The organism is Gordonibacter faecis, assembly GCF_030077735.1.
Classification (GTDB): domain Bacteria; phylum Actinomycetota; class Coriobacteriia; order Coriobacteriales; family Eggerthellaceae; genus Gordonibacter; species Gordonibacter faecis.
In genome coordinates this window covers 81,575-103,917 of record NZ_JASJEU010000003.1, presented here as the reverse complement: position 1 = coordinate 103,917, position 22,343 = coordinate 81,575, and the positions used below count along the sequence as shown (strand labels likewise).

The following is a 22,343-nucleotide window of genomic DNA, read 5'->3' as shown; positions in this document are numbered from 1 at the left end:
GCTACTTCTTCTTCGTGGGCTTGGCCACCGGGTTCATCGCGTCCGCTTCATCTGCCGTACGCGTCACCACGGGAATCTCAAAAGCCTCACGCACCTTAAGCTCTATCTCTTCGCGCAGATCGGGGTTTTCCTTAAGCGTCTGCTTTGCCGCCTCACGGCCCTGACCGAGGCGTTCTTCGCCGTAGGTGTACCAAGCACCGCTCTTCTTGGCGACGCCGGCCTCCACTGCCATGTCGACGATGCAGCCTTCACGTGAAATACCCTCGCCGTACATGAGATCGAACTCGGCCTGACGGAAGGGCGGCGCTACCTTGTTCTTTACGACCTTGGCGCGCACGCGGTTACCCACCACCTCGCCGTCCTTTTTGATGGAGTCGATACGGCGAATGTCGATACGCACGCTTGAGAAGAACTTCAGCGCGCGACCACCGGTGGTAGTTTCCGGGTTACCGAACATAACACCAATCTTCTCACGCAGCTGGTTGATGAAGATGCACGTGGTGTTCGACTTCGAAAGAGAGCCAGCTAACTTACGAAGCGCCTGGGACATAAGGCGCGCCTGCAAACCCACCGTGGTGTCGCCGATTTCGCCCTCAATTTCAGCGCGGGGCACCAATGCAGCTACCGAGTCGACAACCACCGCATCAATAGCACCCGAACGCACCAGCATGTCGCAGATTTCAAGTGCCTGCTCACCGGTATCAGGCTGCGAAATGAGCACCTCATCAATATCAACGCCCAAACGCGCCGCGTACACGGGGTCGAGCGCATGCTCGGCGTCGATAAACGCTACAATGCCGCCCATGGCCTGCGCCTCTGCAAGAATCTGCAACGCAAGGGTGGTCTTGCCGCTCGATTCAGGGCCGTATATCTCCACGATACGACCGCGAGGCACGCCGCCAATTCCCAGCGCCGCATCGAGCGGCAACGACCCGGTAGGAATGACACCAATGTTGAGATTATGGCCATCCTCGCCAAGCTTCATAATGGAGCCTTGCCCAAACTTCGATTCAATCTGATCGGTCGTCAGTTTGAGCATCTTCGCTTTTTCGTCGTTCATGGTCCTTCTTCCCCCGACTGAGCGGCTTTTTTGTCATAATTCTATTATGCGTACATTTGTTTGTCTGTCAAGCCCTCTCTTTGAGGGGGCCAAGAAAAGCATAGCGCCGCAACCTTACCGGGGAGTCGTAAAAAGACCGTCACCGAGCCGCCAAAACCTTACCGAAAGCCGGCGCAGCAACCGTCCCCGCGTCGACAAAAATCCAACGCAGTTCAAGCGCGAATCAAGCGCACGTCCAACGCCGCGACGCACGAATACCACGCAGAACACCCAAAAAACCTGATCAGTCGAATCTTACGCGCGCTCTGCAGGTTCAAATGCCGCCAGCAGGCGCTCAAGTGCCACGCACACCGTCTGCGCACGCACCTGCGCACGGTCACCGGAAAATTCATACAACTGCGCTTCTGTCTGCGCACCGTCCGCAAAGCCGACCCACACCGTCCCCACCGGTTTGCCCGGCTCAGCGCCACCCGGCCCCGCAATGCCCGTCACCGCGATAGCCATATCGCACCCCAAATCGCGACGCGCACCTTCAGCCATGGCGCGCGCGGTCTGGGCGCTCACGGCTCCCTCACATTCAAGCGTCTGGCTCGGCACCCCCAAAAGGCCGTGCTTCACCTCATTCACGTAACTCACCACACCGCCGCGCACCACCTCGGAGCTTCCCGGCACCCCGGTCAACGCGCCCGCAATGAGGCCGCCCGTCAAGCTCTCCGCCGTGCCCACGGTCGCACCAGCCGCGCGCGCAGCAGCAATAACCTCAGCAGCAAGACCCTCCAAACCAGGGTCAGCCTCACTCACACCAACGCCCGCAGCACCATGCTCCTGCACATCCGCCACCGGCGAGGCGGAACCTCCAGCAACCTTCTTCCCACCCTTCGGCCCAAATCCAATAAGATGGCGCGCCTTCGCGATGTAATCCAGCATACTCACGATGGTTAGCACCAGCGCAACAATCATAACCGCCCAACTCAACAGCCACAGCCAGTCGGAGAACGCCGCGCCAATGCTACCCACCATGTAAGAATCCTTCACACAGAAGAGCACGATGGCAATCATCTGGAACACGGTCTTGAACTTGCCATACCAGCTGGCGGCGATAACCACCCCTTCACTAGCTGCTACCATGCGCACGCCGGAGACAATGAACTCGCGCGCAAGAATGACCAACACCACCCAGCTTGGCAGCGACCCCAGCTCCACCAGCGCCAACAGCGCCGCGGCTACCAAAATCTTGTCCGCGAGCGGGTCCATAAACTTGCCGAAGTCCGTCACTTCGCCGCGACTGCGCGCCAAGTAGCCGTCAAGCCAATCCGTACACGAAATAAGAATGAAGATGCCTGCCGCAATGAGGCTCTTTGAGTCGTCCGCCACCTGCGGCAGGCCGAACCACTGGGGCCAGGGGCTCAAGAGCGCCACCACGAAAACCGGCACGAGGCAGATGCGCACAAGCGTGACGATGTTCGCTGGCGTCCACAGCTTGTCGGTTGGGGTTGGTTCCACCTGTCCGGTTGTGCTCATGGGGCCGATCACGCACCTTCCATTTCGTACAGAAGCGTGTCCTCAATCTTCACGCGCACGATCTCTCCCACCTGTCCGCGCTCAAAATACGTCACGCCGTCCACCTCGGGCGCCTGGCACATCGCCCGCCCGTAGAGCTGGCCATCCTCTTCCGCGCCTTCTACTAGCACGTCCATCTCGCGGCCAATGCGGGCAGCCACGCGCGGCGTACACACCGCATCGGCAAGGTCGCGCAAACGCTGAGCGCGGTCGGCCTTTTCGTCGTCATCCACCTGGTTGGGCAAATCCGCGGCGCGCGTACCGTCCTCACGCGAGTAGGCGAACACGCCCACATAATCGAACAGACCTTCTTCCACGAAGTCGCACATATCCTCAAACTGCTCGTCCGTTTCACCGGGGAAGCCGGCGATAAGCGTCGTGCGCAACGTCGCGTCCGGCACGCGCGTAAGAATGCGCGCGATCAGCGCCTGGAATTCGGCGCGCGAGCCAGTACGGTTCATGGCGCGCAGGATATCCGCATCTACATGCTGCAGCGGTATGTCCAGGTAGTTGCACACATTTGCGTGCATTGCCAGCGCATCCAAATACTCGTCGGTCACACCCTCCGGCTGCAAGTACATGATGCGGAACCACGTGGTGGGAAATTCCTCAGCCAGCGCTGACACTAGCTCGGCAAGCGTCGAAGGCTCGTCAAAGTCGGTGCCCCAACGCCCCGTATCCTGGGCAATGAGCACAATCTCGCGCATACCCGCCGCCACATGAGTTGCCACCTCAGCGCGAATAGCAGCAAGCGGGAAACTGTGGTACCGCCCGCGAATGTAGGGAATGGTGCAATACGAGCAGAAGCGGTCACAGCCATCGGAAATCTTCACGTAGGCGAAAGGTACAGCGGGCTCAAGCGCGCCAGCGCCGCTCACCTGCGCCTGCGCCGCGCCTTCCGCACCACCAGCAGGCCCAATGGCATCAGTCAGCACCGCCACAATGTCCTCTTCGCCCGCGCACGGCACGAAGGCACGCGCCTCGGGAAGTTCCGCCTCCAAGTCGGCCCCGTAGCGCGCGGGCATGCAGCCCGCCACCACGAGAGCCGCCTCCCCCGCCGCGACGCGCGGCAGATCGGCAGCCTCCAGTACGGCCTCTATGCTTTCCTCGGTGGCCGCCTGAATGAACGAGCAGGTGTTGACCACCACGGCATCAGCGCACGCGGGATCCTCCACCACCGCGTAGCCCGCCTCCTGCACGCGAGCACGCATGTGGGCCGTGTCCACCTCGTTTTTCGCGCAGCCAAGCGTTACAAACGCCACCGCTTGGGGCGCAATGGGCACCTCGTGTTTCATTCCCACAGGCCTTAGCGGTAGTTGACGTATTGAAGCGGCTGGCCGTAATCCTGGCCCTTCAAAAAGGCGATGACCTCCTGCAACGTATCGCGCGAAGCCGAGCTCACGCGCAGCTTGTCGCCTTCAATCTGCACCTTCACCTTAAGCTTGGTGCCCTTGATGTCCTTGTTGATGCGGCTCGCCGTGTCCTTGTCGATGCCCTCCACAATACTTGCGGTCTGGCGCACGCTCTGACCAGCGGCAGCCTGCGGGTCACCCCACTTCACGGCGGCCAAATCAATGCCGCGCTTGATGAGTTTCGTCGCAATCACATCAATAACCTGCTTGGCCACGAACTCGGCAGGCGCCGCCACGGTGATGGTTTTGCCCGCTTTGTCAAGCGAAATCTCCGCGCCCGAGTCCTTCAGGTCGTAGCGCTGCACAAGCTCCTTTTTGGCCTGCTGAAACGCGTTGTCAACCTCCTGCATGTCAACGGTGGACACAACGTCGAAGCTTGATTCCTTCGCCATGACTTGCCTTCCTTTCCCCGCGTGCGCACCTGGTCTGGCGCACGATCCGTGTTTTTGTTTCCGCCAAGCATACCTTATTTTGCCCGCTCGGAGGCGCGATTGCAGGTGAGTTCCACAGAGCGCGAAGGGAACGGCACGCGCTGCGCTCCCACAACACAGAAGCACCCGGGATAGCCCGGGTGCGTTTATGATGTGGTTACCAGAGAGGACACGTGTTACGCATCAGCATCGCCGTTGTCGCCCGCGTCGGCTGCTCCACCGGAACTACCGCCATCCTCAGGATTACTTGCTGCGTTCGCACCTGCGTTTGTTGCCGCGCCACCCGTGTTCGAGCCCGTGGAAGCGGTCGGATGATCCTTCTTCCACTGGTCGAGAATGGCAGCGAAGTCAACGGTGTACGTGTACACACCAGGCTGACTGGATTCAGTGGGCTCAACAGCCTCGCCATCAACCGAGATTTTAACTCCATCGGGATTTGAAGTCACAAACAGCAGCGTACCTGCTTCCGTCACATCAAAACTCGCCTTCGCAGGTCCGTTAATCGTTTCCGCTACGCTCGCAGATTCGCTTCCGTTCTCGTATATCTCGATATAGGAAGAATTATCCGAGGGAATCTCATACTCAAACACTGCCTTCGTCGGTGCCGTCGGCGCGGGCGGGGTCACGGGTTGCTGCTGACCATCGCCACCATTTTCACCCTGCGTGGTATCGGTAATACCCGTAATAGGCATCTTGGGAACGTCTTCCTCCTGGCCGCCCCCCTTGTTGCCAAACACCAGCATCAGCACCAAAACAAGCACCACCAGAATAACCGCGCCCGCAATGATGAACGGCAACTTCGACTGCACCGGGCTCGGCGCCTTGGGCCCCGCGTAGAAATTCGTGTACTGCGCGTTCGGTAACGCCGTGTGGCGGCTCGTGTGCGTACGATCCTCCGAATACAGACGGCCCCCCGTACCACCCGACCGCCCGTAATCGGGGCGGGTGAACGACGTACGGTCGTCATAGAGCGTGCGGCCGAACGCGTTTTGTCGCGCCGGGCGTTCCTCGAACTCTTCCGGCTGCGCCTGACGCTCACGCGTGCGCTTCGTGCGGGAGGTGCCTCCCATATCAAATCCCGTCGGACGCACGTCCGAGCGGGCGCGTCCCACCTGATAGGCGTACGCTTCGTCCAAATACATGCGCGTGATTTCGGTGGGGTTCAACCCCAAAAGACGCGCGTAGGCGTTCACCATGTTGCGCGTGTAGCCGCGCGGCGGCATGCGCGCGAAGTCGTCCTCTTCGATAGCGCGCAAAATATCAGGCCTGATGCGCAGGCGACGCGCCGCCGTGGACAGGTCGTAACCCTTACGCTCGCGGGCTTCTCGCAAAACCGTTCCGAATGTCACCTGTGCCACGTCGTCACTCCTCGTATGAGTCCTGCGCCTCGAACGCCTTTAACGTTTCCAACTCCATGGCGTCAACGAGCACCTCGCGGGGCTTGCTGCCGTTCGGCGGCCCCACGACGCCCTTTTCTTCAAGCATGTCCATTATACGCCCAGCGCGAGAATAACCAACTTTCAAGCGCCTTTGTATGTTCGATGTTGATCCCAAGCCGCTCGACACCACAATTTCGGCGGCTTCCCATACAAGCGGATCGTCCGACGCACACGAGCCACCGCTGCCGTCAGGCTGCGACGCGCCCAGTGTAATGAGGTTCGTGCTGAGAATCTCCGAGTGATACTCCGGCTCGCCCTGCTCTTTCAGCATGGACACCACGGCGTTGATCTCGTCTTCCGACACGTAGCAGCCCTGGATACGCTGGGGCTTGGCGTACTCGGGCTTGCTCAGCAGCAAGTCGCCCAAACCAATGAGGCGCTCGGCGCCCGGTGTGTCCAAAATAACGCGCGAGTCGATGCCGCTGGCTACGTTGAAGGCAATGCGGTTCGTGATGTTTGCCTTGATGAGGCCCGTGACCACGTTCGTGGACGGACGCTGCGTGGCCACAATGAGGTGAATGCCCGCCGCGCGCGCCAGCTGCGCGATGCGGCTGATGGAGAACTCCACTTCCTTGCCCACGTTCATCATGAGGTCCGCCAACTCGTCGATGATGATAACGATGTAGGGAATCTCTTCGCCCAGCTCACGCGCGGGTGGCTCTTCGCCGGCCTCTTCGGCTTTGCGCACGGCCTCTTCTTCGGCCTGCACCTTGGCGTTGTACTGGCCGATGTTGCGGGCACCCACCTTGCTGAACACCTTCAGGCGCCGCTCCATCTCGGCCACGCCCCACGACAGCGCACTCGCCGCCTCGCGCGCCTCGGTGACCACGGGCACATAGAGGTGCGGAATGCCGTTATAGGGCGTAAATTCTACGCGCTTGGGGTCAATCATGATGAAACGCACCTCGGCGGGCGTGGCGCGCATGAGAATGGACATGATCATGGCGTTGATAGCCACCGATTTACCCGAGCCGGTGGTACCACCAATGAGCAGGTGCGGCATCTTGGCCAAATCGGACACGATGGAGCCACCCTCCACGTCCTTACCCACAGCAATCATAAGCGGGCCGTCGGGCGCGTCTTTCAGCACGTCACCCAGAAGCACGCTTTGCCGCGTGCGGTTCGGCACCTCAATACCCACGTAGTTCGTGCCGGGGATGGGGGCAAAAATGCGCACGCCGGGCGCGGCCAGGGCAAGTGCAATGTCCTGCTCAAGCGCCGTCACGCGGCTCACGCGCACGCCGGCGGGCAAGTCCACCTTATACAGCGTCACCGTGGGACCAGCCACCCAGCCCACCACCTCGGCCATAATGGAGAAACTCTCAAGCGTTTCTTGGAGGCAGGCCGCCGTTTCAGAAAGCTCTTCATCAGCGGCTTTGTCGCGCTTGGAGGAAGTGCTCGTGGCCAGAATGTCGTAGGGTGGCAGTTGGAAGCCATCCGCTGGGCGCGGCGTTGCCAGCGGCACCGTGGAAGCTACCGACGTCTGCGTGGCCTTTTCGGCCGCCTGATCTGCGCTTTTGTCCGCCACGTCAGCCTCGGCGCGCGCGCGACCCAGCTTGCGCGTGAGCGGCAGTTCTTCCGAGTCGGGCACCGAATCGGGGATGCGGCGGCTGCCGGAAATCTGCGCGTCAAGCGGCGCGGAAGCACGCCGTGGTTTCTTCTTGCGCCCGTCAAGCACCTGCGTCTCGGCAGCCTCATCGGCCCCGTTCGCGCGATCTTTCTTGCCACCCAAACGCGGAAGCACGTTGGTGGCCTGCGCTTCGCCAGCCACCAGCGGCACGAACCCGCCTGCACCCTCAGCGCGCTGCACGCGGGCATACGCGGGAGCACCCAGCACCCCGTCGCCCTCTTCGTGCTGAGCCCGCTTTTCCTGCAAACGTTCCACGAGCTTGCTCAGCGAAAAGCCAATCACCATCAAGCCGGCAATGATGACGCCCGCCATAATAATACAAGAAATAACCTGGCCAAACAGCGTGAAGCCCACCCAGGCAATACCCGCGCCGATATAACCCCCGCGTGCTGCCAGCTGATCGGGGTCAAAAAGCGCCGCCGGCGGCCCCTCTTCACCAGGCGCAACCGGCGTAAACAGAGCCAGCAGCACCAGCACCGCCACCAAAATCATGAGCAGCCCCACCGACACGCGCGCAGGTACGCGTTCACGCCCTGCGCGAATGAGGAAGCTTGCCCCCACCACAATGAGGAAGAAGGGAAGCAGATAGGCACCCAGCCCCAAGGTGAGGTGCAGCGCGGTGGACACCAGGGAGGTGACCAGGGCATTCGTTGGCATAACGGCCGCTACAAACAGCACGACACCCGCCACCGCGAACGCGACACCTGCAATGTCGCGGCGAGCGCGGTCGTCAATGAGGCGGTCGTCGTCAGCGGCGCGCGCGGGCTTGGACGCTCCGTTTTTGCGCGCGCTCTTTTCGGCCGGAGAGGCCGCCTTGCTCTTCGACTTCGCGGATGAAGATGCCTTCGACTTGTTCGATGGTGATGATTGTCGGGCCACGGCCCAGCTCCTTTTGCTGCGTTTACGGTGCGTTTCAGTGAGTCTGCGTTTTATGGGGTACACGTTCGCCCTGCCTGCGGTTTCGCACCACAACAAGGGCGACCGCACGCGCCGGATGAGCGCATGCGGTCATTATAGCCTAAACTTCCAGCAAGTTCACGATGGCCATCGGGCGCTGCTTGGTACGCTCCCACAGAAGGGACAAAAGCGCATCGCGCCCCGCCTTCTTGAGTTCGCGCATGCCGCCGCCTTTGCCCAACTGACGCTTGAGGGCGTTCTTCACCGTGGACGATGCCTCGCGCGTGAGGTAGTCATCGTCGCCGCCCGTGATGCCGTGCATTTCCACCTGCACCTCGCCCACCACGTCCTTGCGCTTGAAAGACACCGCTGCAGCCACCGCCGCGAAGCCCTGCGACCCGAGTGCGCTGCGCTCGTCGAGCACGTCTTGCGAGGTGTCGCCCACTGAGAGGCCATCCACGAACACAATGCCGGACTGCACCACTTCGCCACGGTGTACACCGCGCGCCGTGAGTTCCAGCGACTCGCCGTTTTCGCAGATGAAAATGTTGTCGTGAGGCACACCCGTGGCCTCGGCCAGGCTGGCATGGGCGCGCAGGTGCGTGGCCTCGCCGTGCACCGGCATGAAGGCCTTGGGCTGCACAATGGACAGCACCAGCTTCAACTCTTCGGCACCCGCGTGGCCCGACACGTGCACGCGCGCACGCTTCTTGTCGTACACATCCGCGCCAATCTTCGCCAGGCAGTTCACCACGCGCGTCACAGCCTTCTCGTTGCCGGGAACAGGCGTGGCCGAAATGATAACGGTGTCGCCCTCGTCCAAGTCGATGGTTTTGTGCTCACCGTTCGCGATGCGGGCAAGCGCTGAGAGCGGCTCGCCCTGGCTGCCCGTGCACATGATAACCACCTGCTCAGGCGGAATACCCTTGAGGTCATACGCGTCCACGATGTCCTCGTCAGAGATGTTGAGGTAACCCAAACGGCGCGCGATGTCGGTGTTCTGAATCATCGAGCGGCCCGTCACCACCACCTTGCGGCCGTTAGCTACCGCCGCGTCGCAAATCTGCTGCATGCGGTGAATGTGGCTGGCGAACGACGCAATGATAACGCGGCCCTTCGCCTGTGAAATGATTTTGGCCAGCTCCTTGCCCACCTCAGCCTCGCTCGGCGTGAAGTTGGGGTTCTGGGCGTTGGTGGAATCGCTCATCATAAGGTCGACGCCCACCTTGGAAAACTTCGCGAGCGCCCCAAAGTCGGTGGTCACGCCGTCGATGGGCGTCTGGTCAAGCTTGAAGTCGCCCGTATGCAGCACGTTTCCGGCCGGGCTCTGGAAAAACACGCCCACCGCACCCGGAATGGAATGGTTCACCGCGAAGAATTCAGCCGTGAAACACCCCAGTTTAATCTGGTCGCCCGGCTTGATTTCCACCAGCTTGGCGTTCTTGATTTTATGCTCGGCGAACTTGCCTTCAATGAGGCCCAGTGTGAGCTTCGTGGCGTAGATAGGCACCTGGCGGTCGAGGTCCTTCAGCAGGTACGGCAGCGTACCCGTGTGGTCCTCGTGGCCGTGCGTGATGATGATGCCGCGCAGCTTGTCGGCGTTCTCAAGCACGTACGTATAGTCGGGCAAAATAAGGTCGACACCCGGATGATTGTCGTCGGGAAACATGAGCCCGCAGTCATCGAGGATCATGTCGCCCTTGCACTCAAACGCTGTCATGTTCTTGCCGATGGCATCCAAGCCACCCAAAGGAATAATCTTCAGCGTGGCGTTCGGATCTTTCTTTGGCGAGGCGAAGTTACGGCGCGCGTTCTGCTCACCCTGCCCGCGCCGACCGCCGCCCTGCGCGCCCGCCTTGGTAAGCTGGGGGCGCTTGTGCTCAAGTTGCACATGCTTGTAGGAGCGCGTCTTCTTTTCGGAGGCGTTAGCAGCGTTCGGCCCGCTCTTCGCGCCACCGTTGCCGCTGCGGCTGTTCGCCGCGCGCCCCTGCTCCTTGGCACGGCTTCCGCCGCGCTCGGAGCGCTGATTGTTTTGTTCCATGTGTATCTTCCGGTCTTTCTCGTCGTGCGCAGCGGACGCGTAAAGACGAAGAGCCGGGACTCCCGGCTTCGCCTGCGCCGCTCTCGCCGGCTCCCCACGTATGAGGAACACAAGCGATGGGACACACCGTAAGGGCGCGCCCGCCTGCGCGGTTTCATATCTTTCTCAGGGGGAGGTAACCAAAGTTCTTTACCTGACAGGTTTATTCTCGTTGCACGGCACGGGTAGAACCCTTGCCCTACGGAATACCTGGCAAACTTTTGTTGCAACCCCACCTTTTCCGTTATCAGGCTGAACACCACTTAGGCGCTCAGCACACCCACCTCGCGCATGATGGCAGCCAAGCGCTCGGACTGTTCGGGCGTTGCATCCACCAGCGGCAGACGCACGCCTCCCACCGGGAAGTCAAGCAGCTTGAGCGCTTCCTTCACCAGGATGGGGTTCGAGGTTTCGAACAAGCCCTTCATCAGCGGCATCAGGCGCTCGTTGGCAGCCTCGGCCGCCTCCCAATCACCCGCCGCACACAAGTCCACAATCTCTTTCATACGCGCCGGTGCCACGTTGCCGATGGTGGACACCACACCTGCGCCACCCAGCTTCATGATATCAAGCGTGGCCGAGTCGTCGCCCGAGTACACCCAAAAGCCCTCCGGCGCTCCGTCGACAATGGCTTTCACCTGATCCAGCTTGCCCGAGGCTTCCTTCACAGCCACCACGTTCGCACAGTCGTGCGCCAAGCGCAGCGTGGTTTCGGCCTCCATGTTCACCACGCAACGACCGGGGATGTTGTACAGCACGATGGGCAGCTCCACCGCATCGGCGATGGTGCGGAAGTGCTGGTACATGCCCTCTTGCGGCGGCTTGTTGTAGTACGGCACCACGCACATGAAGCCGTCAACACCCAGTTTCGCCACGTCACGCGCGAAGTTCACCGTGTCAGCCGTGCAGTTGTCACCCACGTTCGCAATGACGGGCACCTTGTCACCCACCGCCTCCACCACGGCGCGGAAGAGGTCAATCTTTTGCGGGTAGAACACCGTAGGGCTCTCCCCCGTCGTGCCGTTGATGATGAGAGAGTCGCTGCCGCCATCCACAAGGCGCACGGCAAGTGCCTGGGCCTTGTCCAGATCCAGTTCGCGGTTCTCATCGAACGGGGTGACCATGGCCGGGATCATGCGGCCAAAACGGGGCTGCGTCATGCTGACTCCTCACCGAGCCGCCATCCAAACGAAAGCGTCCGTCAGATAGCGTCGTGCTCTTAGATCGTGCGTATTAAACGTAGTATGCCATGAGCTGCACGGACGGGCGCGCTCACGCCATGAAGTTCTCCAAACCTACAATCAGGCCCGACCGCTTGCCCACACTGCGAATGCCCAACAGCACGCCGGGCATGTACGAGCCGCGCTCCCAGCTGTCGTGGCGGATGGTGAGCGTCTGACCGAACGAGCCGAAAATCACTTCCTGGCTGGCCACATAGCCCATCGAGCGCACCGCATGCACGGGCACACCCTCCACGAGCGCGCCGCGCGCACCTTCCGCGCCGGCGATTTCCGTCTCGCGACCCGGCGCCTCGCTCACGCGGCCCTCGCGCGCCTCGGCGATAATCTGCGCCGTGCGCACAGCCGTGCCGGAGGGCGCGTCCTTCTTGTTGCAGTGGTGAAACTCGATGACCTCCGCCTCGGGGAAATAGGGTGCCGCCACCTTGGCGAACTCCATCATGAGCACCGCCCCCGTGGTGAAGTTCGGTGCGTAGAAGAGGCACGTGCCCTCCGGGGCGAGCGCCGCCAACTCTTCTAGCGTCTCGTTCGAAAGCCCGGTGGTGCCCACGACGCAGTCAACACCCGCGGGCAAGGCGGCGCGCAGGTTATCAGCCACAACAGAGGGCTGCGTGAAGTCGACGAGCACGTCAAACGTAGCGCCACGAAGCGCCTCGGGGACGCTGGTAAATACGGGGAAGTCGGCGTGCGTGCTGCTTGCGTGCGGGTCGATGCCACAGGCAAGTTCCAGGTCATCAGCACCGCGCACCGCGTTCACAACCGCCTGACCCATGCGCCCGGCACATCCCGAAACCGCAACCTTAATCATGAAGAAAGCCTTTCACTCTGTGATGATTTCCCTCATCCTACCATGTCAGGTGCCCGCACCCAACGAAACGTTATCCCGATGGCACCGAGCGCCCGGCGGACGCACAAAAGTACTCCCGGTAAGCGGAAGGGCCGCTCGCGCGGCCCTTCGAGAGTTCCTAGCCTTCGTGACGGCGACGCGGGGTGCGCCCGCCGCTGCCGTTACCGTTGCCGTTGCGATTGCTGCGACCGGGGCGATTGTCCTTGTCGCCGTGGCCGTGATCGTCGCGGCGCGGGCGGTCGGAGCGCTCGCGGCTGGGAGCGGAGCCCTCGGGGGCGTCCGGCTTCTCCAGGCGATCGAGCGAAATCTTGCCCGAATTCGGGTCCACTTCAAGCACCTCAACCTTCACGGTGTCGCCGAGGTTGAGTACGTCTTCCACCTTGCCCACGCGGCCGTTGGCCATGCGCGAGATGTGCAGCAGGCCGTCTTTGCCCGGCGTCAGCTTCACGAACGCGCCGAAGTCTTTGATACCCACAACTTCGCCGTCGAACACCTCGCCCACCTCGGGCTCCTTCACAATGCCGAGGATCATGGCCTTGGCAGCCTCGCCAGCCGGGCCCTCCACGGCGGCAATGTGAATGGTGCCGTCTTCCTCGATGTTGATCTGTGCGCCGGTTTCGTCCTGAATGCCGCGGACCACCTTGCCACCGCTACCGATGACGTCGCGAATCTTGTCCACGGGAATGTGGATGGTTTCGATGCGCGGAGCGGTTTCGCGCAGATCAGCGCGCGGCGCGGCAATCTCGGCCAGCATGGCGTCAAGGATGTAGGCGCGGCCTTCACTTGCCTGTTTGAGCGCGCGGGCCAGAATATCCACGGACAGGCCGCGAGCCTTGTTGTCCATCTGCAGTGCCGTGATGCCCTTTTCCGTGCCGCACACCTTGAAGTCCATGTCGCCGAGGAAGTCCTCAATACCCTGGATGTCAGAGAGAATGACCACGTCATCGCCCTCTTTAATAAGACCCATGGCAATGCCGGACACGGGCGCCTTAATGGGCACACCAGCATCCATCAGCGCAAGCGTGCTTCCGCAGGTGGAAGCCATCGACGACGAGCCGTTGGACTCCAACACCTCGGACACCACGCGAATGGCGTAGGGGAATTCGTCTTCGTTGGGAATCACCGGCATGAGCGCACGCTCGGCCAGGGCACCGTGGCCCACTTCGCGGCGCTTCGGGGCACCCATGCGGCCCGTCTCGCCCGTGCAGTACGGCGGGAAGTTGTACTGGTGCATGTAGCGCTTGCCCTCGGCGGGATCGATGGTGTCGAGGCGCTGCCACTCGTTCAGCATGCCAAGCGTCACCACGGAGAGCACCTGGGTCTGACCGCGCTGGAACAGGCCCGAACCGTGCACGCGGGGCAGATACCCCGGCACGATGTGCAGCGGGCGAATCTCGTCGGGACGGCGGCCGTCGACGCGCTCGCCGGTGGCGATAACCATGGCGCGCATGGCCTTCTTCTCAAGTTTCTTCAGCTCAGCGGCAATGTCGCTCTTCCAGGCGGCGCGCTCTTCGTCTGAGAACTGCTCCTCCTTGATGCGGGCCTTGAGCTCTTCCACCTTCGCCATACGCGCCTGCTTGTCGGCGTCGTGCAAGGCAGCGCTCATCTCGTCCATGAACGGAGCCACGCGCTCGGCGATGGCCGGGTCGGCCACGTGAACAGGCCATTCCACCGGCTGAATGTTCGCACGGTCGAGGAAGCGCTGCTGCGCGTCGCAGAAGGCGGCGATAGCCTCCTGGCCAAATGTCATGGCAGCAAGCATGTCTTCTTCGGAGATTTCGTCGGCGCCAGCTTCCACCATGGAGATGTAGTCAGCCGTACCGGCAATGGTCAGCTCCAGGTCAGAGTGCTCGGACTCTTCGAAGGTCGGGTTCACAATGAACTCGCCCGTTTCAATGTCGCGGCCGATGCGCACACAGGCAGCCGGGCCGTCAAACGGAGCGGCGCCCAGCATAAGTGCCGCGCTGGCACCCATGACGCAGATGGTGTCGGGCGGATTCACGCTGTCAACCACCAGCGTCGTGCACACGATGTGCACCTCACGCTTGAAGCCGTCAACGAAACCGGGACGGATGGGGCGGTCGACCATGCGGGCCGTGAGCGTGCCCTTGTCGGACGGACGGGCTTCGCGCTTCAGGTAGCCGCCAGGAATGCGGCCAACGGCGTACATCTTCTCGATGAAGTCCACCGTAAGCGGGAAGAAGTCGTAGTCCTTCTCCTCCTTCGAGATAACCGCGGTCACGAGCACGCTCGTGTCGCCCTGCGTCACGAGCACGGCGCCGGTGGCCTGCTTGGCCAGCTCGCCCGTCTCGAGACGGTACTCTTTTCCGTACAGCTCGAAGGATTCGACGATTTTTTCCATGTTTCAGCTTTCTTTCTCTTCTACCTTGGACGCCCTCGTGCGGCCAAGCTTCTTTGACGGTGCCACCCTGTGCGGCCCGCCGCGAGCAGAAACGCCCTTGCGCTTCCGACCGCCGTGGCGCTCCCTCTTCGCCGCGCAACGCGCGAGAAGGTGCGAAACGCCTATACAAAAGCCCGCCGAAGCGGGCTCTCGTTGCTAGATGGTGTCGCGGATGCCGAGCTTCTTGATGAGCGTACGGTACTCTTCGACGTCGCGGGCCTTGATGTACTTCAGAAGACCGCGGCGCTTACCGAGGAGCATCATGAGGCCACGGCGGGAGTGGTTGTCCTTCTTGTGGACCTTCAGGTGCTCGGTGAGGTTGCGGATGCGCTCCGAAAGGATTGCCACCTGCACCTCCGGGCTACCCGAATCGCCCTCGCCCTTGCCGTACTCTTTGATGAGTTCCGCAGTGCGCTCTTTGCTGATGCTGAGCTTGCTTGCCATAGCTTTTCCACCTTTCCTGGCAGCGCCGTCACCGGGCCGCCTGTCGCGCAGCCCTTATCCGGCGGCGCAGAACCGATGCGCTCCCCTCTGGGTGGGCATACGGTGGACGTATGCGGACCAAGCGGGAAGTGCCTGCGTTATCGCAGCTTGTCTATTGTAGGCGAAGGCCGAAGGCGCAACAAGCACGCACCTGATAGCGCCACAGGTTGCCCACAAAAAGGAGGTGCTTGTCGGCGTGGATTTTACGCGCGGGTGCTGGGCGCCGTGGCAATGCTCGGGCCTTGGGGAATCCAGATGGTGAACGAGGTGATGCCGGCGTCGCTCGTGGCGTAGATGTCGCCGCCGTGGGCGCGCGCAATTTCGCGGGCGATGGCCAGCCCAAGCCCCGCTCCCCCTTCCGAGGTGCGCGCGGCATCGGCGCGGAAGAACTTCTCGAAGATGCGCTCCAAGTGTTCCGGCGAGAGTTCGCGGCCGTGGTCGGTCACGGTGAGCTCCCACCACACAAAGCCATCGGGCGCACACACCAGGCCCGTGCGCACACGCACCTCGGTGCCCGCATCGGCGTAGGCGACGGCGTTTTTCAGCACGTTGTTCAGCACGCGCGCCACACGGCTTGCATCGGCGAACACAGAGAGCTCGGCCGGGCCGTCGAACGTGAGCTCAAGGGAGCGCCCTTCCGCCAGCGGGTAGAACTCTTCCATCACCTGGTTCACAAACAGCACGCCATCGAAGCGCGAGCGCTCAATGGGAATGGACGTAAGGTTATAGCGCGTGATTTCGAAGAACTCTTCGAGCAGCTCCTCCAGGCGGTAGGCCTTGTCAAGCGTGATGCCCGTGTAGCGGGCGCGCACGTCAAGCGGCAGGTCGGGGGATTCAGCCAGAAGCGTCAGATAGCCCACGATGGAGGTGAGCGGCGTCTTGATGTCGTGGGCGAGATACACCACCAGTTCATTTTTGCGCTCTTCGGCCGCATGTGCCGCCCGCTCGCTGCGCTCACTTTCCTCCTTCACAGCATTGAGGTAGGCTTCCGTGGGTGCCAGTTCGCGCGGCAGCGACACGGGGCCTTCGCGCTTGGACAGGACGTTTGCCACCGAGTCGAGCAAGTCGTCGAAGTAGCCAAGCGCCCGGTTGATGCCCGAGCGCACCAGCAGCACAATGCCCGCAACGAACCCGGCAGCAACGCACAGCAAGAACAGATTCGCAATGGCCGAATGGACGGAGTAACGCTGCCCCACCAGGTTAAATACGAGGTTCGAGAGCGGGGTGCCCAATATGAACATGAATCCCGTAAACAACAGTGCGTAGGCAACCGCAAACAGCACCACGTTTGCCAGCGTGCGGCGCAGAATACTGTTCGAGAGCCTTCTGGTTTGCTCCTTGCGCGCCTGCGCGAGCATGCCCTGTTCCTGAACGGCCATGGCGGCCTCCCTTTCCTTGTGCGCGTCGCCTCATGCGCCTGATAAAGCGCCGTGTGGCGCACCATAGTTACCCCAGTTTGTAGCCGACGCCCCACACCGTTTCGATCAGTTCCTGCGACGAGTCGATGGCCGCCAGCTTTTTGCGTAGATGGCGGATGTGCACCATCACCGTGTTGTTGCTCTGGGCGTTTGCTTCCTCGCCCCACACTGCTTCAAATAAGTCGCGCGATGCCACGGGCCGTCCCTTCGCACGCAGCAGACACCCGAGAATGGCGAACTCTTTCGGCGTGAGGGAAAGCGGCTCGCCGTGCAGGGTTGCCTGGTAGGCGTTCTCGTCCACGGCGATGCCGCGCGCTTCCAGCACGTTTACGTCCTCGCCAGCAGACGCAGCGGCGGCGCTCGTACGCCGCAGCCGCGCACGCACGCGGGCCACCAGTTCGCGCGGCTTGAAGGGCTTCACCACGTAGTCGTCGGCCCCCAGCTCAAAGCCCACCACCTTATCAACTTCCTCGTCTTTCGCGGTGAGGAAGATGATGGGCACCGAGCTGGTGCGTCTGATTTCGCGACAGCACGCAAACCCGTCCATGCCCGGCATCATGATGTCAAGTACCACCAGGTCAAACGGATCATGCGCGGTCGCAGTCAACAGGTCGGGCGCCGCATAGAACGCGCGCGCCTCGAAGCCGCCTTGGGAAAGAAGCTGCACCACCAAATCGGCGATGGCCGCCTCGTCGTCGCACACCGCTATGCGCTTTGTGTCCCCCATGCGCTTCTTCCTTCCCGCGCCCCGCAGCGCGTTTGCCTTCTCTCTGGGAACCATTGTATCGGCCGCGCCCCCAGGTCGCGCAAATATTCAGGAATTCTTAAAGGTTTCGTAGCCGTTTCTTCCGAGACAGCGCGTCACTGCGTGCGGATACTTGAAAACGAACCGTCAGAAGGGTTGATACGGAAAGGGAGCGTTATGACCTATTCGAACGTATACGGACACGACGAGTATAACCGCGCACCGCACACCAGGCATGCAAACCCGCGCGCTGCCGCCTACCCCGCAGCGGCGCGGCCACGTGCTGCGACTTTTCAGCGCCACCCCGGTGCCGCCTCCACTCGTCGGCGCTTTGGCCTGGGGTCGGCTTTGTTTGCCCTCGTGTTGGTGGTGGCCTTGGCGGCAACGGCGTGGTTCACGTTGCCCTCACTTGCCGCCTCTTCCGCCCCAGGAGCAGAAAGCGACACACCCCAGAGTACGCCGCGCGAAAACTGGCGCGCCGGCGAGGTACCCAAGCTCTACCAGCGTGATGCCACCTGGGCCAACGCGTCGTATGCCGAAGGCTCCTTTGGCGACACGGGCTGCGGGCCCACCTGTCTTACCATGGTGTACGTGGCGCTCACCGGGCACACCGATATGACACCCGCCGATATGGGCGCGCTTTCCGAACGCCTTGGGTGTGCGTCTGCCGATGGTACCGCGTGGGCATTCATGACGGAAGGCGCGGCCGAAAAGGGACTGTTAGCCGAAGAACTTCCCGCTGATGAGGCCAGTGTTCGCCAGGCTTTGGTGTCCGGCTCGCCGGTCATTTGCAGTGTCGGGCCTGGCGACTTCACCAGCACCGGTCACTTTATCGTACTTACGGGAGTTGACGAGCGCGGCCGGCTGATCATTCGCGACCCCAATAGCCCCGAGCGCACGGCGCAGGCCTGGGATTTTGACACCGTACTGCGCCAGTGCAGAAACCTCTGGGCCTACACGGCGGCCTGAGCAGCACGCAGGCCGCGCACCAGCTGGTCGGCGCACGACGTGGAGCGACGCCCACACGTGTTACCTTCCAGCAGCGCGGCCACCTCGTCCACCGATTTGCCCTGAACAAGCTTGGAAACAGCTTTCAAGTTACCATCACAACCACCAACAAAGTCGATATGCTGAATGGTGTCGCCGTCAAGTTCAATATGAATAGCGCGCGAGCACACGCCACGCGGAGTGTAGGTATACATCGTCTTCTCCTTGTTCATAATGAGTGAACCTTATTATCCCACAACAGCCGTAAAAGATATCCTGGGTAAACAACTTTTATATGCGCCCGTCCGGCGGGCCTAGAACAAACCCGACGTAAACAGGAAGGTGAGCGACTTCAGGGGAGCACCCACGTGTTCGCGAATCCATTCCTGACAGAAGCGCAGCACGGCGAACGATGCCGACGGGTCCACCTTAAGAGCCACCACTTCGTCGAACGTGGAACCGAGAAGCGCGCGGCACCAGGCCACGGTTCCAGCCGAGATGCCCACCGCCTCAACCGAGGCGCGGCACGACGGACACACGATGCCACCCTCGCGATACGACACAAACACCAGCTCATCGGGCCGCCCCAGCGCAACCTCCGCTCCACACCCCACACAGGTTGAAAGGCTGGGACGCAGGCCACAGAACGCAAGCGCCTTCAACAGACACGCCGCACACAGGGCGGGCGCCTGGGAAGGCTCAGCCGCATCAAGGCGCGTGAGGGCCGCTTCGGTAAGCGCGAACAGGCGCGGCGTTTCGAGGCCCGCCTGCGTCATGCGATCGAGCAGCTCCGCAATGGGCGCGGCGCAGGCGGCGTGTTCCAGGTCGCGGCGCAAGCGCTCGTGGCTGGCTACAATGCGCGCCTCTTTCACGATATCCAGGTTGCGGCCTTCGGAACACAAGAGGTCAACGACTGAATACAGTTCCAGCCGCGCAGCGAAGGGGCTTGCGGGCTTACGGGCACCTTTGGCCACGGCGCGCAGCTGCGAGCCGTCTTCTGCCAACAGCGTCACAATGAGGTCGCTTTCCCCCAGCTTGGTTTTGCGCAGCACGAGGGCGCGCGTCGTGTACGTCGCGCTGGCCACAACCGCTACGAGATGCTGACGATGTTGTTGGCGTCATCCCAGGTGATGGTGCCACTCTTCTGCTTGGCTGAGCCGCGCACCGTCTCGCCGTCCAGCGTGGTCACCGCCGTGCCCGTGATGGTGAACGCCGTCTGGTTGTAGGCGGGGTAACTCACGTCATCCACCGAGATAATCTCGTAGGTGGTGCCGCCGATGGAAATAGTGCCCGCACTTGCGAGGTAATCACGCGCCGCCGCAACCAGCACGCTCGCACGCGACTTCGCCACGTTCACCGTCACCGTTGAGCCCGGTTCAAGCTTCGTGCCGGGCGCTGGATCGGTTTTGACCACCGTGCCTTCGGGCACCTCTTCGGTGTAGTAGGTAACCACCGAGGGAACATAGGTAGCCGCCTCAAGCGCCGCAACCGCCGCGTCGGCCGTTTGCCCAGCCACGTCAGGAACCAAAAAGGGTATCGCCACGGTTACCGTCACTGTTGTCGACCCCTTAGCCTTAGTGCCTGCGTCGGGGCTGATAGCCAGCACGCTTCCTTCCGGCTCAGCCGACATTTCTTCCACGAAGGCGACATGCTCAAAGCCCTCTTCGTTCAGCAGCTTGGCTGCCTGGTCTTTCGTCTTGGTTACCACATCGGGAATGGTGCGGGCCACGGCAACGTGGATAACCACCTCAGAACCCTTTTCTGCACGCGCACCAGCTGAGGGATCCATGAGCAGAACGAGGCCTTCGGTTTCATCCGACTTCACCTGCGATGCGCTCACCGTGAAGCCCTTGCCTTCCAGGCGGAAGGTGGCGTCGGCCTGAGTCATGCCGGTCACGTCGGGCAGCATTTTTCCGCCCCAGAGTTCCATCTGATACGTGATGCCCGCCGCTGCGGCAGCAAGCACCACCACAATGCCCAGCGCGATAACAACCGCGCGACCGCGGCCGTGCTTTTTCTCGTTCGCGTCGGGAGCACGGAATTCCTTTTGCTTGGGCGCTGCAGCGCCTTCGACGCGCGGCATTTCCATGGTGCCACCCGAGCGCCACGTTTGCGGCGGCACATAGCCGGAGTCCACGAGGCACTCATCGAGCCCGGACAGGTCGGCCGTCACATCGGCCGGCTGAGGTGCGGGAACAGGACGTGGCTCAGGTTCGTCGTCCACGTCGCTGAAATCGAACGCGTTGCCGTCTTCGTCGACGTCAACACCCTTCACACCAATAACCGGCAGGCTCGCGCGATCAAGGGGGCCAGACCCCTGGGACCGACCAGGCGCGGGCGAAGCCACAGGCTCTTCATCGCCGAAAACATCCCCGTCGGCCGCTTCATCAGCGAAGCCGTTTTCGGTGGCGCTGGGAAGATCACTTACCGCCGGCACGTCCACTTCTGGGACTTCGGCCTCCAGGACTTGCCGGTCACGCGGCTCTTCATCGGCCGCCGCCGCAACCGAGGCAATGCGCCCGGTCAGCGGAAAGCCGCACTCGTTGCAGAATTTTGCGCCTTCTTTATTATCTGAATGGCAGTTCGGACAGATCATGCTCCACGACTCCCTCAAAATGACATCTTCGCAGCTATTGTAACGGAAAAGCGCGCCGGTGGGCGGCGCGCTCATCGTGATAACAATACCTGCAGAACTACGAAGGAGGTTCCCTGCGTGCGAATGCTGAAACAGTGTGCCGCGCGGTTGCTATTCCCCGTAGCCGAAGCGACGAATCTGGTTGGCGTCGCGTCGCCAGTTCTTCTTCACCTTCACGGAGAGATCCAGAAACACGCGCGTGCCCAGCAGCTGCTCTAAATCGGCGCGCGCCTCGATGCCAATCTGCTTGATGGCGGCGCCTCGCTTGCCAATGATGATGCCCTTTTGACTGTCGCGCTCCACGTACACCACGGCAAAGATGCGATGGAGGTCTTTCTTCTTGTCGTACTCCATTTCCTCCACGCGCACGCCGATGGCGTGAGGCACCTCGTCGCGGAAGGTGCGAAGAATCTTTTCGCGAATGAATTCGGATACCACCACGTCAATGGGCTGATCGGTTTCCATGTCGGCGGGGAACCACGCAGGGCCTTCCGGCAAGAGGTACACCACCTCTTCCACGAAGGCGTCCACGTTTTTGCCCGTCTCCGACGACAGCGCCACCATGGCGTCCCACGTGCCTAAACGCTCTACGGCGTCGCGCTGGGCGGCAATCTGTTCGGGCGTGGCAAGGTCGGTCTTCGACAGCACGCATACCTTTTTGGAGCGCGTGTGCGAAAGCTGCTCGGCCACCCATTCGTCGCCGCGGCCGACGGGCTTGGAGGCATCAACCACAAACGCCAGCACATCCACGTCTTCAAGCGCCTTGAGCGCGGAGGTGTTCAGTTCCTCACCGAGGGCGTCGTGGGGCTTATGCAGCCCCGGCGTGTCCACGATGACCAGCTGAAACCCCGGGCGCGTGAGCACCGCGCGGAACCGGTGGCGCGTCGTTTGCACGGTGTTAGACGTGATAGCAATCTTTTTGCCCATGATGGCGTTCAAGAGCGTCGACTTGCCCGCGTTCGGCCGTCCCACCAGCGTAACGAAGCCCGACTTAAAGCTCTCAGGCGCGTGTGCGTCAAATTCCATGCGTGTGCTTACCTTTCCCCTTTTACGTGAAAGCAGTCCCCCGGACTACCTTAT

18 protein-coding genes are annotated in these 22,343 nt (G+C 61.8%); 1 reads left to right on the top strand and 17 read right to left on the bottom strand.

Going from position 1 to position 22,343, the window contains the following annotated elements; all coding sequences use genetic code 11:
• Position 1: 1 nt before the first annotated feature.
• From recA to QNJ86_RS00660, 13 genes are all read right to left on the bottom strand, one after another.
• On the bottom strand, positions 2-1,060 hold the full coding sequence (gene recA, locus QNJ86_RS00720; RefSeq protein ID WP_283830645.1) for a recombinase RecA: 1,059 nt from the start codon (positions 1,058-1,060) through the stop codon (positions 2-4).
• 294 nt (positions 1,061-1,354) lie between these two features.
• Positions 1,355-2,581: a CDP-diacylglycerol--glycerol-3-phosphate 3-phosphatidyltransferase gene (gene pgsA / locus QNJ86_RS00715; RefSeq protein WP_283830644.1), complete on the bottom strand. Its 1,227-nt coding sequence runs from the start codon at positions 2,579-2,581 to the stop codon at positions 1,355-1,357.
• A gap of 8 nt (positions 2,582-2,589) precedes the next feature.
• A complete protein-coding gene (gene rimO / locus QNJ86_RS00710; RefSeq protein ID WP_283830643.1) occupies positions 2,590-3,915 on the bottom strand; it encodes a 30S ribosomal protein S12 methylthiotransferase RimO in 1,326 nt (441 codons plus the stop codon).
• 11 nt (positions 3,916-3,926) lie between these two features.
• A complete protein-coding gene (locus QNJ86_RS00705) occupies positions 3,927-4,424 on the bottom strand; it encodes a YajQ family cyclic di-GMP-binding protein (protein WP_283830642.1) in 498 nt (165 codons plus the stop codon).
• A gap of 215 nt (positions 4,425-4,639) precedes the next feature.
• Complete coding sequence (locus QNJ86_RS00700) at positions 4,640-5,821, bottom strand: helix-turn-helix domain-containing protein (protein WP_283830641.1); 1,182 nt, start codon at positions 5,819-5,821, stop codon at positions 4,640-4,642.
• 4 nt (positions 5,822-5,825) lie between these two features.
• Positions 5,826-8,411, bottom strand: a complete 2,586-nt coding sequence (locus QNJ86_RS00695; protein ID WP_283830640.1) for an FtsK/SpoIIIE family DNA translocase — start codon at positions 8,409-8,411, stop codon at positions 5,826-5,828.
• Between the two features lie 139 nt (positions 8,412-8,550).
• Complete coding sequence (locus tag QNJ86_RS00690; RefSeq protein WP_283830639.1) at positions 8,551-10,470, bottom strand: ribonuclease J; 1,920 nt, start codon at positions 10,468-10,470, stop codon at positions 8,551-8,553.
• A gap of 302 nt (positions 10,471-10,772) precedes the next feature.
• Positions 10,773-11,669, bottom strand: coding sequence for a 4-hydroxy-tetrahydrodipicolinate synthase (gene dapA / locus QNJ86_RS00685; protein ID WP_283830638.1), 897 nt, complete (start codon positions 11,667-11,669; stop codon positions 10,773-10,775).
• Positions 11,670-11,781: 112 nt separating this feature from the next.
• Complete coding sequence (dapB, locus tag QNJ86_RS00680) at positions 11,782-12,555, bottom strand: 4-hydroxy-tetrahydrodipicolinate reductase (RefSeq protein WP_283830637.1); 774 nt, start codon at positions 12,553-12,555, stop codon at positions 11,782-11,784.
• Positions 12,556-12,712: 157 nt separating this feature from the next.
• A complete protein-coding gene (locus QNJ86_RS00675) occupies positions 12,713-14,956 on the bottom strand; it encodes a polyribonucleotide nucleotidyltransferase (protein ID WP_283830636.1) in 2,244 nt (747 codons plus the stop codon).
• A 195-nt stretch (positions 14,957-15,151) separates the two neighbouring features.
• A complete protein-coding gene (rpsO, locus tag QNJ86_RS00670) occupies positions 15,152-15,439 on the bottom strand; it encodes a 30S ribosomal protein S15 (RefSeq protein ID WP_283830635.1) in 288 nt (95 codons plus the stop codon).
• A gap of 242 nt (positions 15,440-15,681) precedes the next feature.
• A complete protein-coding gene (locus QNJ86_RS00665; RefSeq protein ID WP_283830634.1) occupies positions 15,682-16,857 on the bottom strand; it encodes a sensor histidine kinase in 1,176 nt (391 codons plus the stop codon).
• A gap of 67 nt (positions 16,858-16,924) precedes the next feature.
• Positions 16,925-17,623, bottom strand: coding sequence for a response regulator transcription factor (locus QNJ86_RS00660; RefSeq protein ID WP_283830633.1), 699 nt, complete (start codon positions 17,621-17,623; stop codon positions 16,925-16,927).
• 195 nt (positions 17,624-17,818) lie between these two features.
• Between QNJ86_RS00660 and QNJ86_RS00655 the strand changes: the two genes are divergently transcribed.
• Entirely contained in the window at positions 17,819-18,610 is a 792-nt protein-coding gene (locus QNJ86_RS00655; RefSeq protein ID WP_283830632.1) for a C39 family peptidase, read from the top strand.
• Here the strand turns inward: QNJ86_RS00655 and QNJ86_RS00650 are convergent.
• The 4 genes from QNJ86_RS00650 to era form a co-directional block, all read right to left on the bottom strand.
• Positions 18,595-18,843 carry a TIGR03905 family TSCPD domain-containing protein gene (locus QNJ86_RS00650; protein WP_283830631.1) on the bottom strand — a complete coding sequence of 83 codons (249 nt, stop codon included), beginning with the start codon at positions 18,841-18,843 and terminating at the stop codon, positions 18,595-18,597. The two genes, QNJ86_RS00655 and QNJ86_RS00650, sit on opposite strands and share 16 nt — an antisense overlap.
• Positions 18,844-18,942: 99 nt before the next feature.
• Positions 18,943-19,713 (bottom strand): DNA repair protein RecO, encoded by a 771-nt coding sequence (gene recO / locus QNJ86_RS00645; RefSeq protein WP_283830630.1) that lies wholly within the window; start codon positions 19,711-19,713, stop codon positions 18,943-18,945.
• Between the two features lie 5 nt (positions 19,714-19,718).
• Positions 19,719-21,224: a PASTA domain-containing protein gene (locus tag QNJ86_RS00640; protein ID WP_283830629.1), complete on the bottom strand. Its 1,506-nt coding sequence runs from the start codon at positions 21,222-21,224 to the stop codon at positions 19,719-19,721.
• Positions 21,225-21,374: 150 nt separating this feature from the next.
• Entirely contained in the window at positions 21,375-22,289 is a 915-nt protein-coding gene (gene era, locus QNJ86_RS00635) for a GTPase Era (RefSeq protein ID WP_283830628.1), read from the bottom strand.
• Between the last annotated feature and the right edge of the window lie 54 nt (positions 22,290-22,343).